At 57.6% G+C, this 13,321-nt stretch carries 14 protein-coding genes and 1 pseudogene; 7 read left to right on the top strand and 8 right to left on the bottom strand.

Annotation, left to right across the window (positions count from 1 at the left end):
- Both HGO40_RS28575 and dusA read right to left on the bottom strand, forming a co-directional pair.
- Positions 1-770, bottom strand: a 770-nt coding sequence (locus tag HGO40_RS28575; protein ID WP_250965778.1) for an AAA domain-containing protein, incomplete at its 3' end; no start/stop codon positions are given.
- A gap of 162 nt (positions 771-932) precedes the next feature.
- Positions 933-1,919: a tRNA dihydrouridine(20/20a) synthase DusA gene (gene dusA, locus HGO40_RS28570; RefSeq protein WP_250965777.1), complete on the bottom strand. Its 987-nt coding sequence runs from the start codon at positions 1,917-1,919 to the stop codon at positions 933-935.
- Between the two features lie 288 nt (positions 1,920-2,207).
- Here dusA and HGO40_RS28565 point away from each other — a divergent pair, with 288 nt between their 5' ends.
- A complete protein-coding gene (locus HGO40_RS28565) occupies positions 2,208-2,516 on the top strand; it encodes a BrnA antitoxin family protein (protein ID WP_250965776.1) in 309 nt (102 codons plus the stop codon).
- 253 nt (positions 2,517-2,769) lie between these two features.
- Here the strand turns inward: HGO40_RS28565 and HGO40_RS28560 are convergent, their stop codons facing one another.
- Entirely contained in the window at positions 2,770-3,210 is a 441-nt protein-coding gene (locus HGO40_RS28560) for a hypothetical protein (RefSeq protein WP_250965775.1), read from the bottom strand.
- A gap of 432 nt (positions 3,211-3,642) precedes the next feature.
- Here HGO40_RS28560 and HGO40_RS28555 point away from each other — a divergent pair, with 432 nt between their 5' ends.
- Positions 3,643-3,954 (top strand): hypothetical protein, encoded by a 312-nt coding sequence (locus tag HGO40_RS28555; protein WP_250965774.1) that lies wholly within the window; start codon positions 3,643-3,645, stop codon positions 3,952-3,954.
- Positions 3,955-4,272: 318 nt separating this feature from the next.
- Here HGO40_RS28555 and HGO40_RS28550 read toward each other — a convergent pair.
- Both HGO40_RS28550 and HGO40_RS28545 read right to left on the bottom strand, forming a co-directional pair.
- Positions 4,273-4,871 (bottom strand): annotated as a pseudogene (locus HGO40_RS28550) (putative adenosine monophosphate-protein transferase Fic).
- Positions 4,871-5,041, bottom strand: coding sequence for a YhfG family protein (locus HGO40_RS28545; RefSeq protein WP_250965773.1), 171 nt, complete (start codon positions 5,039-5,041; stop codon positions 4,871-4,873). Before HGO40_RS28545 ends, HGO40_RS28550 begins: the two are co-directional and overlap by 1 nt.
- Positions 5,042-5,182: 141 nt before the next feature.
- On the opposite strand from HGO40_RS28545, the gene HGO40_RS28540 reads away from it, so the two are divergent.
- Together HGO40_RS28540 and HGO40_RS28535 are read left to right on the top strand one after the other, a co-directional pair.
- On the top strand, positions 5,183-6,403 hold the full coding sequence (locus HGO40_RS28540; RefSeq protein WP_250965772.1) for a putative DNA modification/repair radical SAM protein: 1,221 nt from the start codon (positions 5,183-5,185) through the stop codon (positions 6,401-6,403).
- Positions 6,394-7,272, top strand: coding sequence for a TIGR03915 family putative DNA repair protein (locus HGO40_RS28535; RefSeq protein ID WP_250965771.1), 879 nt, complete (start codon positions 6,394-6,396; stop codon positions 7,270-7,272). Before HGO40_RS28540 ends, HGO40_RS28535 begins: the two co-directional genes overlap by 10 nt.
- 16 nt (positions 7,273-7,288) lie before the next feature.
- Here HGO40_RS28535 and HGO40_RS28530 read toward each other — a convergent pair whose 3' ends face one another.
- The gene (locus tag HGO40_RS28530; protein ID WP_250965770.1) at positions 7,289-7,651 is read right to left on the bottom strand and encodes a BrnA antitoxin family protein; all 363 of its coding nucleotides are present in this window, start codon (positions 7,649-7,651) and stop codon (positions 7,289-7,291) included.
- A gap of 5 nt (positions 7,652-7,656) precedes the next feature.
- Positions 7,657-7,935 carry a BrnT family toxin gene (locus tag HGO40_RS28525; protein ID WP_250965769.1) on the bottom strand — a complete coding sequence of 93 codons (279 nt, stop codon included), beginning with the start codon at positions 7,933-7,935 and terminating at the stop codon, positions 7,657-7,659.
- 674 nt (positions 7,936-8,609) lie between these two features.
- Here HGO40_RS28525 and HGO40_RS28520 point away from each other — a divergent pair.
- Positions 8,610-8,885, top strand: a complete 276-nt coding sequence (locus tag HGO40_RS28520; RefSeq protein WP_250965768.1) for a hypothetical protein — start codon at positions 8,610-8,612, stop codon at positions 8,883-8,885.
- 320 nt (positions 8,886-9,205) lie between these two features.
- Here the strand turns inward: HGO40_RS28520 and HGO40_RS28515 are convergent, their stop codons facing one another.
- The gene (locus HGO40_RS28515; RefSeq protein ID WP_250965767.1) at positions 9,206-10,153 is read right to left on the bottom strand and encodes a LysR family transcriptional regulator; all 948 of its coding nucleotides are present in this window, start codon (positions 10,151-10,153) and stop codon (positions 9,206-9,208) included.
- 182 nt (positions 10,154-10,335) lie between these two features.
- Here HGO40_RS28515 and HGO40_RS28510 point away from each other — a divergent pair, with 182 nt between their 5' ends.
- Both HGO40_RS28510 and cuyB read left to right on the top strand, forming a co-directional pair.
- Positions 10,336-11,631, top strand: coding sequence for a dicarboxylate/amino acid:cation symporter (locus HGO40_RS28510; RefSeq protein WP_250965766.1), 1,296 nt, complete (start codon positions 10,336-10,338; stop codon positions 11,629-11,631).
- Positions 11,632-11,641: 10 nt separating this feature from the next.
- Positions 11,642-13,153, top strand: coding sequence for a cysteate racemase (cuyB, locus tag HGO40_RS28505; RefSeq protein WP_250965765.1), 1,512 nt, complete (start codon positions 11,642-11,644; stop codon positions 13,151-13,153).
- Positions 13,154-13,321 lie beyond the last annotated feature (168 nt).

The raw sequence follows: 13,321 nt of genomic DNA, 5'->3' as shown, positions 1-13,321 counted from the left end.
TGTGTATATGAGACAGTCTTCACGGTTGGGATTTTTCGCTCGGCAATCTTTGCCAGGGCATTATTGATAGCCATGTGCGTATGGGAGGTGACGAACACCCGCTCGTGACGCTCTACCAGCAATTGGGCGATAAGCGCCAGGGCACGGGTCTTGCCTGTCCCTGGCGGGCCTTGAATGCAAGCAATCTGCTCGGCGGCAAAAGCCATGGCAACGGCCCGGGCCTGATGCTCGTTACACTTGTTCTTGATGGCGAACCTTTCGGCGTAATCCAGATCTGCGTCGTTGAATGTGATGACCGGCGCATCGCCGAGCAACGGGACAATGATGTTATCGGCATTGATCGAATCGGCGATATCTTCCAAGGCCTTTTCATAGCGAGGCGTCAGGTCCAACGCGTCCATGTCGGCGTAGCAAGGTCCGTCCTGATAGTTGTCCCAGACTGTATTGGCCAGTTTCTCGCTCAGTAACCAACGGCCGTCCTCTTCACGCTCAAACGTCATTCGGGCGCATAACAACCCTGTGGACGGATCGCCCAAGTGCAAGCGCAGCATGTCCCCTTCACGAAAGCGCGATTCGCTGTCATCGAGATACGCCCAAAGACAAGTAGCCTTGTCGGCTTTTTCAAGATGCGTGAAGCCTTGGGTCAGGCCCTTTTCAAGCTTCTGATGTAACGGGCGCTGCCAGGTTTGCAGGAGTTGATGAAGGTTCGCATCGCGCTCGGCATGGACGAATTCAAAAAGCTTTTCAATAAGCGGATGTTGCCCTTGCATGGGGATACTCGTCCTTGTGATCCGTGATGGCACAACAGTTTTACATACTGTTGGAGCAAGGCGCGAGTATTGTGGATCCAATCGACCCTTTTGGAGGCGAGTGCTGGGTTAAATGCAAGTTACGTATTTCCAACCAAGCGCGTTTGCGTCAACTTGCGCGTGTCAGCGCCCCTCCAGCAACTGCCCCGCCTGATCCAGCAACGCCAACGGATCCTTGGTTTTGTGAATGTCCACCGACAACAACTGCCGAAACCGCCGCGCCCCCGGGAACCCGGTCCCCAGCCCCAACACGTGACGGGTGATGTGATGCATCGCCCCACCCGCGGCCAAGTGATCGGCGATATAAGGCCGCAACTGCGCCAGCGCCTCGGCCCGAGAGATGATCGGCGCAGTGCTGCCGAACAACTGCTGATCCACTTCGGCCAGCAGATACGGGTTGTGATAAGCCTCGCGTCCCAGCATCACGCCGTCGAAGGTCTGCAGATGCTCGTGGCAGGCTTCCAGCGTCTTGATTCCGCCGTTGAGCACAATCTCCAACTCCGGAAAATCCGCCTTCAACCGCGCGGCCACGTCATAACGCAGCGGCGGGATGTCACGGTTCTCCTTCGGCGACAGCCCCTCCAGAATCGCAATCCGCGCATGCACGGTAAAACTCGTGCAACCTGCCTCGCGTACTGTCCCGACAAACTCACACAACTGCTCGTAACTGTCCCGCCCATTGATCCCGATGCGGTGCTTGACCGTCACCGGAATCGACACCGCATCGCGCATGGCTTTCACACAGTCAGCCACCAAACCCGGATGGCCCATCAGGCAGGCGCCGATCATGTTGTTCTGCACCCGGGCGCTGGGGCAGCCGACGTTTAGGTTAACCTCGTCGTAGCCGGGCTCCTGGGCCATGCGGGCGCAGGCGGCGAGGTCGGTCGGGACGCTGCCGCCTAGTTGCAGGGCTAGGAGGGGTTCGGATGGGGGGTGGCGCAGGAAGCGTTCGTGGTCGCCGTTGAGCAGGGCGCCGGTGGTGACCATCTCGGTGTAGAGCAGGGCGTGCTTGGAGAGGATGCGTAGGAAGAAGCGACAGTGGGCGTCGGTCCAATCCATCATGGGGGCGACGGAGAAGCGGCGGGACAGTGGGGCGGTTTGTAGGGACATTGGGAATCTGAGTCATTGGGGCGAATGGCCGCAGTTTATCAGGGATGCTTGTCGGGTACTTGCCGGGCTCTCAAGCCTGGCCACTCAATCTTTGATAACAACCAGACAGGGCGCATGCTCGGTCAGCGTTTCAACGCGCACCTTGTATTGGCGATTTTAATGTGGCTACGATAATTGCATGCAGCTTACCTATGACCCAGCCAAAGACGCTCGCAACGTCGAAGAACGTGGACTTCCGTTTGCACGTCATCAGCTTTCGAAAAGCCAACAAACGGGAGGTCAAAAATTATGACCAAGAAACCCAGTCCTGAGAGGGTCGATACGGCAAATCCCGAATGGTCGACCGAAGACTTTGCCAAGGCCAAACCAGCCAGCGAGGTGCTTGTTGGATTGTTTGGCAAAGCCCAGGCAAAGGAAATGCTCAAGCCAAAGCGTGGTCGACCCAAGTCGGTAACCACTAAAGAGCACGTCAATGTTCGTTTCGATGCTGACGTGCTGGAGAGATTCAGAGCTTCTGGCCCGGGCTGGCAAACACGGATGAACGCCGCTTTGGCCGATTGGCTCAAGACGCATACACCAGAAGAACTGAAGGCTTAGTCACCAGATATTTATTCGCAAGATAATTAGTCGCCGATGAGGCGGCTTTTTGCTGCTTGCTGATTAGCTTTGTTTCGGTAACGGGATAATAAATCCGTCCCCTTTTTTCCTAACGTGACCGTGCAGGCTCAATGAGTTATCGGCATCAGCGATGCCGTCGACCGTGGGCCTGATCGCATTGGCGGCTTGTCAGGCATATGCACGAAGCCTATCAATGCTTCGATGCCCCGCTGTTCATGAGCGACAGAATGGATTACTCACTCACCGTGCTGATACGGGAGACTTTTCCATCGGCGAAATGAACACGGATACCTGAGCAGGCCGGCGCACTGTTGAAGCAAAGGTAGGTGGCAGTTTTTTCAGTGACCTGACCTTTTTCATTTCTCTGAAACCCAATTTTGGCTCGATTCAAACCATAGGCCGCATAGGCTAGGCATTCTGGATCACCGACGCGTACGTCCTGCTTCTCCGCTCGCTGTGCTTGTGAGCTGGAGAGGGCGCCTGACGCAACAAGATTTTGTAATACCGAAGGTTCCTTGAACTTATTATCCCATCGGTAGCGCCCGCAACTGCTGTAGGCGTCCTCGTTGGTATTTTCAGTCCATCCACTATCGTACGCACTTGAAGGCTTGCTTACGCATGCCGCGACTTGGGTAAGGAGCGTTAAGATCAAAATTTTATTGAGAGTTTTCATGCTTCGTTACTCGCTCATGTGAAAAGAGCGACTACCTCCTATGTGTCAACATTAGGGGTGGTCACTGAATCTGCAGTATCGTCCTGCGAGTCGGGCCAAGGTCCGTGTTTCGTGTACAAAGCGCGGCGAGCCTGGTGGGCCGCCTCATTCCCTTTTCCCTCCTCACGAACGCTGCGCTGAAGCGTATATCGGCGGTGCCGCTCTTTACTTAATGCGACTCCATGCCTCCCCAGTTGAAGGCTGTCCAGGTGTCCTCATTGGCGCGGTTGTTTTTCCAAGCTTTGAAGATGTGATGGGGGCTAGCTTGAGCCGTGACCGGGAGGCAGTAGCTCATCTGATCAAACCCCTCGGCGGGTTAACCAGCGATGCCGTGTGTATGGATTGAGGATAAAGTGGTTGGTGCCAAGCAAACCATAAAAATAGGAATTCGTTATGATTTTTCCAGATTCACGCATGTACCACACTACCGATGGTGTTGATCGCGAAAAGCTTAATCCCTGTCAGGTGGTGGTACGCGAGGAAGCAATGATCATCGAGTATGTCGACGAGTTTGGTAGCCGTGTGACCTATCACGCTCGACAAGTTGCTGAGGGGCAGTTCGAAATACGGCAAGAGATTGAGGAGGAGGACTATCTCTATACCGCGACACTGCAGCAGGAAGGAAGTGGCTTCTACGACGGTAGGTGGTTCCAGCGTTACGGTAACCAGGAAAAGCGGGGCTCATGGTCTATTGAGCTGGCTTGAGCATGCCATCCTTGAAATAACTGCTCTACGGGGCAGGGCGAATTGAAGTAAATCTCGTACCGGTTTCCGTACGATATACTCCGTTCGAGAAGACCTAAGCATAGCAGCAGGCTGGACAAGGTAGTGGTTGCTTAAAAATTGCTACGAATCGATGTGGTTTAGCGGGATAGTTAGGTTCGCCGAGGCTTTGAGAAGTTGCTATACCCATCATCGTGACTACGCTGAAGCGGCGCGAGGGGATTACAGTACGTGGGGCATAGAATTGTCTGGATCGGACGAGGGATTGGACGAGCGTCTATCCGGAGTAGACGTCACGTTTTATGGCTGAATGGTCTTGCCAATGCACTTCTCGAACACCAACTCCATCGGCCCCATGACGCAGTTGTAAGCCGCGATATTGGCGTAGATCCACTCGTCCTTCTCAATCCCCCACCAACTGATTTCAAACCCGGCGTTCATGATCAGGTGTTCAAACAGAATCCGCTGCGCACGACCGTTGCCTTCGCGAAAGGGGTGTACGACATTGATGTCGGAATAGGCCTCTGCAACGGCGACGATCAGCTCAGCCCTTTCCATGCCCTCGAACCAGTTTGCCTCGGCCATGTTGGCAAAGATTTTATTGGCTTCCTTCTCCATGTACTCAGGTTGGCAAAAGCGGGTGGCTTGTTTGGACATGCCAACGGTGCGCAACTCTCCAGCCCATTCGAACAAGTCCGAAAAGAGAATTCGATGAATGTTTTGAAGGTAGGCCAGGCTGTAGGGAGGAGGGCCGAATTCGACGTTGTCCGCTGCGATGGCCGAGAGCTGTTGTTCGGCTTCGCTTAGGGTCGGATCGTCACGGATATCGAGTTGTTGCGAAGGACCGTGGAGCCGGGATAGCAATAAGCGTCTTCACCGACTCCATATTTATCAGGCATCAGGTTCTGGTCTGGGTGAAGGCCTTCAAGACCTCTTCACGCGTTGGCATTTTGTGTTCGCCGTCGGCGAAGGTCGTTTTGAAACCTTCCAGACGGAGGCTGGCCGCGTAGTTGGATCTACGTGTTCTCGCGGCGTAGGCCTTTTTGGTTTCAAGGCTGACATTGCCCATGGGCTGGACCTCAAATCGCGTTGATGGGCGGATTATAGCCCATCCCGTTGGCATGACCTATGTCGCGGAAATGACCAACGGCGCTTGCATCTCGGCGTGCCTCAAAATACTGTATTTATATCCAGTATTCGAGAGCGTTCCATGCAACTGATCGCCAAGCTCGGCATTCTTGCCGACGCTGCCAAATATGACGCTTCCTGCGCCAGCAGCGGTGCTCCCAAGCGTAGCTCCCGTGGTCGTGAGGGGCTGGGGGCCACCGATGGCATGGGCATTTGCCACAGCTATACGCCGGACGGACGTTGCGTTTCTTTGCTGAAGGTGTTGCTGACCAATTTTTGCCTGTACGACTGCCAGTATTGCGTCAACCGTCGTTCCAGCAACGTGCCGAGGGCGCGTTTTACGCCGGAGGAGGTGGTGCGGCTGACCTTGGATTTTTATCGTCGCAACTGCATCAGTGGGCTGTTTTTGAGTTCCGGCATCATTCGTTCGGCCGATTACACCATGGAGCAGTTGATACGGGTGGCGCGGTTGTTGCGGGAGGAGCACCAGTTTCGTGGCTATATCCACCTCAAGACTATTCCCGATGCCGATCCGCTGTTGATCGAGGAAGCGGGGCGGTTGGCTGATCGCTTGAGCGTGAATATCGAGTTGTCCTCCGATGTCAGCCTCAAGCGCCTGGCGCCAGAGAAGCAATTGACGACCATTCGCCAGGCCATGGGCACCATCCATCAGGGGCAACAGGCGGTAGTCGGCGAGCCGCGAGCGCCGCGTTTCGCCCCGGCCGGGCAGAGCACGCAGGTGATTGTGGGGGCGGATGCCACTGATGATCACGCCATCCTGAGCAACGCCGAGTCGCTCTACCAGGGGTACGGTTTACGACGGGTTTACTATTCAGCGTTCAGCCCGATTCCCGACAGCCCCGCCAGCGTGCCCCTGTCGGCACCGCCGTTGTTGCGGGAGCATCGGCTGTATCAGGCCGACTTTCTCATGCGCGGTTACGGTTACAAGGCGGGGGAGCTTTTGAGTGAAACCCGTAACCTGGATTTGGACATCGACCCCAAGTTGGCCTGGGCGCTGGCCAATCGTGAGGTGTTCCCGCTGGATATCAATCGCGCCGAACCCGCATTGCTGGCACGTATTCCGGGGATTGGCCTGCGTAGCGTGCAACGTCTGGTTGCTCTGCGCCGGGAGCGACGGGTGCGATATGACGACCTGGTGCAGTTGCGGTGCGTGCTGGAGAAGGCGCGACCGTGCATTGTGACCAGCGATTACCGGCCTGACGACGCCCAGGTGCGCAGCGGTTTGCTACGGGCGCGGTTGCGCGACCCCCAGCGGCCAGAACAGATGGGGCTGTGGTCGTGATTGCCCTGGATTGTGAGGATGATTTCTCCACGTGGCGCGACCAGGCTCGACCGTTGCTTGGCCCCGGTATCGACCCGAGCGATGTCACTTGGGCCCAAGGTCCGATGGCCGATCTATTGGCCGTGCCGGCAGCGCTGCCTCAAGGGCTTGGCCCGTTCCGTACGCGGGTCCCTGCGGCCTTGCTGACTCAGCTCGAACAGGCTGGCCGCTACCAGGGCGAACAACGCTGGAATCTGTTGTACGAAGTGCTTTGGCGGGTTGCCCATGGCGACCGCACGGCCATGCTCGCCGGCGACCGCCTGGGCAGTGAATTGCAGCGGCGGATCAAGCAGGTGCAACGCGAGGCTCATCACCTGCATGCCTTCGTGCGCTTTATTCCCTTGCCGCAGCCATTGGCCGAGCAACTGCAGTTGGATCTGGTCGCTTTTCATCAGCCCGCCCACGACATCCTCGAAAGCGCCAGCGGCCATTTTGCCGAGCGACTGGGACAGCAACGCTGGCTGATCGCAACGCCGCGCGACGGCATCCGTTTTGATGGGCAGTCATTGGATTACCGGCGACGTTGCCCCGAGCAATGGCAGCATTGGGCGCGTCACGCCGAGGATCCCGGCGCGGAGCTGTGGCGAACTTATTACAAGCACATCTTCAACCCGGCGCGGCTCAATCCCCAGGCGCTGCGTCAGCACATGCCGGGGCGATTCTGGCGGCACTTGCCGGAAGGGGAGTTGATTCCTCGACTGGTGGGGTTGGCGCGGCGGGGGAAGCAGCGGGATGGGCAGGCGTTGGAGGTGGGGGAGAAAATGGGCAAGCGGATTATTGTCGGTCTGGGTGAAGGCACTGAGTTAAGACAGTGCCTTGCCCCTGAGTAAATCGGATCTTCTCAGTTCATACCGATGCTTTGGCTTTACCGGGCTTAGATGCGTCCACCATCTTGTGCAGCTCTTCAGTCATAGCGGCTAGTCGCTTTTCCAGATCCTTCACATCGGACCGGGTAATGCCGTTTGCATAGGGTTTGACTGTTCGGGTTCGCTTTTGGGCTGCCGGTGCCAGATTGTGGGCAGTTTCAGATACCAGAGCCTGACGCAGTAAATTGTTGATGATGGTCTGATATCCAGTACCAGCACTTTCGGCGCGTTCGCGAGCGGCCTCGATGACGTCATCATCAAGCATGATGGTTATGCGGGTTTTGCCTTTGCTGCTGGCAACCGCCCCACGCTTGGCTGTGCTGAAATCGTATTCTTCTTTCATGAGGTTCAACCTCCTAGGTACTGACGCAGTTCTTTTTTGGAGGCTAGTCGTGCGCTGATAAGGCGAACGAAATTTGGCTCACGGTAGGTGTATGCAACGACGAGTACACGACCGCAGGCGTCTTGCCCCATGATAATCCACCGTTTTTCATCGTGATCATTATCCTCTCGCTCAAGAGCCATTTCGTCATAAAACTCAGCTTCGGCATCAGCCAAACTCACCTTGTGTTTTTTCTTGTTCGCGACGTTTTTTGCTGGATCATATTGAATTCTGAATGTTGTCATTATGCATATTCTATATGTATAAAAAAGACCCTGTGTCAGCCCTTTCGTTTGGCTTGCGGGCAGTACGGGTGCGTTCAACCATACGATGAAACCTCAGCTCTCGCTTATGGCGTTGCGCGCTCATTCGTATCGAAATCATTCTTGCGTCCCATCAACTGAACTACTGAGTCCAACGCCGGACACCCCCATCGGAAATTTCCCTCAAGACGCGTCGCTCTCCGCTGACTATCCACCCGATCACCCCATGCGCTAAGTTCTCTCCGTCGCTGCAAATTCAGCGGCAGGGTGTGGAAGCCCTGACTCAGAGGCGCGTAGCGCCGCAAAATTTAAAGCAGGCACTTTTCTTATGTCTGCTGTTAAATTACGGCGGCTGTACGCGGGGCGTCCTAGGGCGCGCCGGGTTCCTGAGTGCCGGTCTTCCACACCCGCGTACAGCTGCCACCCATCGTGTGGAAGTGATGCTGGCAGATATTTCTCTTACTCAGGAAGTTAGCCAAATGAAAAAGCTCACCCCCAACCCTCCGAAAACCACAACCAATCCAAGGTGGCTTTCGTCTAGCGTCACCCACGAACATCTCCTGCTAAATATCCGAAGCTCGATCCCGGATTCGCTCCCTTTGCCAGCGGCATCCCAATCCGCCACTGACCTCCCATCCCCGCAGGAGTAACCCCTCATGTCCCGCTACATGCCCATCACCGGTATCGAAAACAATTTCCACGCGCTCTTGATCGACACAGAAGCGCCGCTGGACGTGCTGCACGACACCGCCGCTTACCGCATTGCCGCTGTCACCCAGTTACTGGAAAACCTCGCCATGCGTTCCGACATCAGTACGGATGCGGTGGTACTCCATGATTTCGCCCAAGTGCTAGCGATTCCCCTGCGTGACGGGTGTGATTTGCTGGATGTGATTGGGCGGCGGTTGCAGGCGCAGATTTTGGCGTCGTAATGGAAGTGGGTGATCTCTTAAGGTCACCTGCCTGACTCACCATCCTTTGCAGCCAGCGATTTGTGGGAGCGGGCTTGCTCGCGATAGCGGTAGGTCAGTTGGTAGAGAGGTTGGATGTGCTGCCGTCTTCGCGAGCAGGCTCGCTCCCACAGTTTTTTCCGGGGTGTTCACAGACAGTGCGTACACCCTAAATCCACTGTGGGAGCGAGCTTGCTCGCGATAGCGGTGGGTCAGTTGATGAGTGGCTGGATGTGCTGCCGTCATCGCGAGCAAGCTCGCCCCCACAGTAAAACTTGTGAGCAGTGCTTGAGTAACGTTGATCAATTCGCCTCCGTGGGCGCAGAGGGCGCGCTGCCCGGCCGCTGCAACGAAGCCCCTTCCAACGTTTTCCACAGCTTGCGCATCGTCGGGTTGCGATTGGCAAGCGCACAGTACGAGCGAATCTCCAATCGCGTGCTCCATTGTTCGCCACCGGCCCGCACCAACAGCCCGCGCTCCAACTCGTCGGCCACCGCACTCTGCGGCAACCAGGCCACGCCGTAGCCCTCGATGGCCATGCGCATCAGTAGCATCGCCATGTCCGCTTCATAACAGCGCTCCAGCGCGATCGGTTCAGGGCCGTTGTTGATGACGATGTCGGCGACGCGACCGAGGAACGTCGTTGCCGTGTACGCCAGGTAGGGCACCGGTTTGCCGGCGCGGCCGGGCAGGCGGAACAGCGGTTCGCCCTTGCGGTTGGGCGCGCACAGGGGGATGAACGCATCGTGGCCGAGCACCAGGCTGCCGAACCGCTCGGGGTCCAGCAGGATGGGGGCGAGCGAGTGGTGGTAGACCATCATCAAGACGCAACTGCCTTCCTCCAGTGCAATGACGGCATCATGAATATTGGCGGCCACCACCCGGGCGTTGAACTGTTCGTTGTGTGGCTGGAACTGCGAAAGCCACTTGGGCAGGAAGGTCATCGACAGGCTGTGGCCGGCGGTGATCTGGATCGAGCGTCCGGGCATGCGTTCCACGTCCCGCAGGGTCGAGCGCACCCTCAATAACCCGGCGAGCGCCTCTCGGCTTTCATCGCAGAAGGTGACCCCCGCGGGAGTGAGCTGGACAGGGTAAGTGCCCCGGTCCACCAACTTGACCCCCACCCATTCCTCCAGTGAACGGATACGCCGGGACAAGGCCGATTGCGTCACGCAACGTACCTCGGCCGCGCGGGAGAAGTTTTTCCATTCGCCAATCGCCAGAAGATCGTCCAGCCATTTGAGTTGCATATCGAGAACTCCCGCGGTGAGAGCACGATTTTACTGCGCGATCTCCCGGCATAGCGCGGCCTTTCGCTAACTATTCCAAAAGCGCATGGGGCTAGCTGGATTACTCATCATCTTCTTGAGTCCGCTCCTTAGAATCGATTCTGCCAAGTAAAAAACTCCAAGAACTACTTGAGGACAGCACCGTGAAGAAGAATAAGCTCCCACGTCGTATTGCAATGGGCATTGCCCTGGGCGTGCTGGTCGGTTGGGCGTGTCACCATTTCGCAGGGAGCGAGCAAAGTGCCAAAGAGATCGCCAGTTACTTCTCGATGGTCACGGATATTTTCCTGCGCATGATCAAGATGATCATCGCGCCCCTGGTCTTCGCAACGCTGGTGGGCGGTATCGCCAGCATGGGCAATTCCCGTTCCGTCGGCAGGATCGGGGCGCGGGCGATGGCCTGGTTTGTCACCGCCTCGGTCGTCTCGCTGTTGAGCGGAATGGGGCTGGTCAACCTGTTCCAACCCGGTGCCGGGCTGAACATGGACGTGGCCCAGCATGCGGCTGTGGTCGTGCCGGTCAATACCGGTGACTTCAGTCTCAAGGCGTTCATAGGCCACGTGTTTCCCCGCAGCATTGCCGACGCGATGGCCAACAACGAGATCCTGCAGATCGTGGTGTTTTCGCTGTTCTTCGGCTTTGCATTGGCGGGCGTGAAGCGGGCGGGCCACACCCGGATCACCGACTCCATCGAGGAGTTGGCGAAGGTGATGTTCAAGATCACCGACTACGTGATGGCCTTCGCGCCGATTGGGGTGTTTGCCGCCATCGCCTCGGCCATTACGACTCAGGGGCTTGGGTTGCTGGTGGATTACGGCAAGTTGATTGCCGAGTTTTATTTGGGGATCTTGATCCTTTGGGTGTTGCTGTTCGGTGCTGGCTACCTGTTCCTTGGCCGCTCGGTTTTCCACCTTGGCAAGCTCATTCGCGAACCGATTCTCCTGGCCTTTTCCACTGCCAGCAGCGAGTCCGCCTACCCGAAAACCATCGAGGCGCTGGAGAAGTTTGGCGCGCCAAAACGCGTGTCCAGCTTCGTGCTGCCGTTGGGTTATTCGTTCAACCTCGACGGTTCGATGATGTACCAGGCGTTCGCCATCCTGTTCATCGCCCAGGCCTACAACATCGATTTGAGTTTCACTCAACAAATGCTGATTCTCCTGACGTTGATGATCACCAGCAAGGGCATGGCCGGTGTCGCCCGGGCTTCGGTGGTCGTGGTCGCGGCCACGTTGCCGATGTTCAATCTGCCCGAGGCGGGGTTGCTGTTGATCATCGGCATCGACCAGTTCCTCGACATGGCCCGCACCGCCACCAACGTGGTGGGTAACAGCATTGCCACGGCGGTGGTCGCCAAGTCCGAACCCCCCGAAGAAGCCGACGAGGACGAGGATGTACATGCTCCTATTCGGTCGCGATCCGAGCCGGTGCCGGTGGCTTGAGGAGACATTCATGAAGGCTAAAGCGAAGTCGAGTCGCAAGGTTAGTGTGGTGCGCAAGTTGGGTATCGTTGGCGGGCTTGGGTCACTGGCCGGTGGCGATCTGTTCTACAAGTTGGTCAAGTCCCGGGCGGTGCTCGAGGATCAGGGGCGCTACCATTTCCTGTTCGAGCAGCACCCCTTCAAGGACGTGCTGCTGCCGCTGGACCAGGGCGCGAGCATGACGTCGCGCAAGTTCTATGTGTTCCAAGTGTGCAAGTCGTTCGAGGACAGTGGCTTCGATGCGGTGATGCTTCCGTGCTTCGCCAGCCATACCTTTCGTGCTGAAATCGAGGAGGAACTGGGCATTCCGGTGCTGGACATGATGGCGGCCTTGACCCGGCACGTCCGCCATACGGTGTCGCCCCGGACGACGTTGGGGGTGATCGCCTCCGACTTCGTGCGCCATTGCGGCTTGTTCGAGCGACATTTTGCCAAAGACTTCCAGATTGTTTACCCCGACGCAGACACTCAAGCGAAGTTGATGGAGGCGATGTACGGTCTCAACGGCATCAAGGACGGTCACCTCGAGGGCGCGCCGCTTGAAGCGGTCTACCAGGCGTGCCTGTCGTTGCAGGCCCAGGGGGCGACGGTGATCCTGCCTGGCATGACCGAGCTGTCCCTGGTGTGTGCCGACTTGCAGCGTCGCGGGATTACCGTGCTGGATATCAATGAGATCTACGCCGACTTCGCGACGCTAGACCAGCAGCCCAGGCGCCCACCGTTCAAGCTGGGCATCGTGGGCGGCGTCGGGCCTGCTGCCACGGTGGATTTCATGGCCAAGGTGGTGGCCAACACGCCGGCGGGAAGGGACCAGGACCACATCAAGATGGTGGTCGAGCAAAACCCGCAGATACCGGATCGGACGGCCAGCCTGCTGCGGGACGAGTCCGATCCGACGATGGCGATGTATGCCACCTGCAAACGTCTTGAAAGCGCCGGCGCCAACGCCATCGCGATTCCCTGCAACACCGCCCATGCCTTCGTCGAGCGCATCCAGGCGCACTTGAGGGTGCCCATCGTGAACATGTTGAGCGAGACGGTGGAGTGGATAGCGCGCACCTATGGTTCGGGCCAGGCGATTGGCCTGCTGGCGACGTCCGGTACGGTGCAGAGCCAGGTCTATCACCAGGCGGCGCGCCATGCCGGGCTCCAGGTCCTCACGCCCGGTGTCGATTATCAGGCGATGGTCATGGACGCTATCTACGGACCGCGGGGTATCAAGGCCGGCTTCACGCAAGGCCTTTGCAAGGAGCAGTTGCTACTGGCGACCGAGCATTTGTGTGAGTTGGGCGCGGGCGTGCTGATCCTGGGGTGCACGGAGTTGCCGCTGGTGCTGGGGCATTGCGAGGCGTTCGAGATCAACGGGCATAGGGTGGCGCTTGTTGATCCGACGATGATCCTGGCGTTGAAGTGTGTGGCGTTGGCGCAGGAGGCTGGCAAGCCTAATGTCTTGAACAGCCTGGAGCATGTTGCCGCGATTTGACGGGTGAAAGTTGGCCCTTGTGGCGAGGGAGTCCCCGCCGCGTCGCCGACGCTGCGCTGTCGCGCAGCAAACAAGTGCTCGGCTTAAGATTGGGTGCGCGCGGGGAAAGAGGCCGTAGCTATCACTGGTGTGTCCGCACCCGCGAGGGAGAGTGGCCGGCACGGTATC

It is taken from the genome of Pseudomonas sp. CG7 (assembly GCF_023701885.1).
Lineage (GTDB): Bacteria > Pseudomonadota > Gammaproteobacteria > Pseudomonadales > Pseudomonadaceae > Aquipseudomonas > Aquipseudomonas zanjanensis.
The sequence above is the reverse complement of the archived record's forward strand: the minus strand, read 5'-3'. Positions and strand labels throughout refer to the sequence as shown.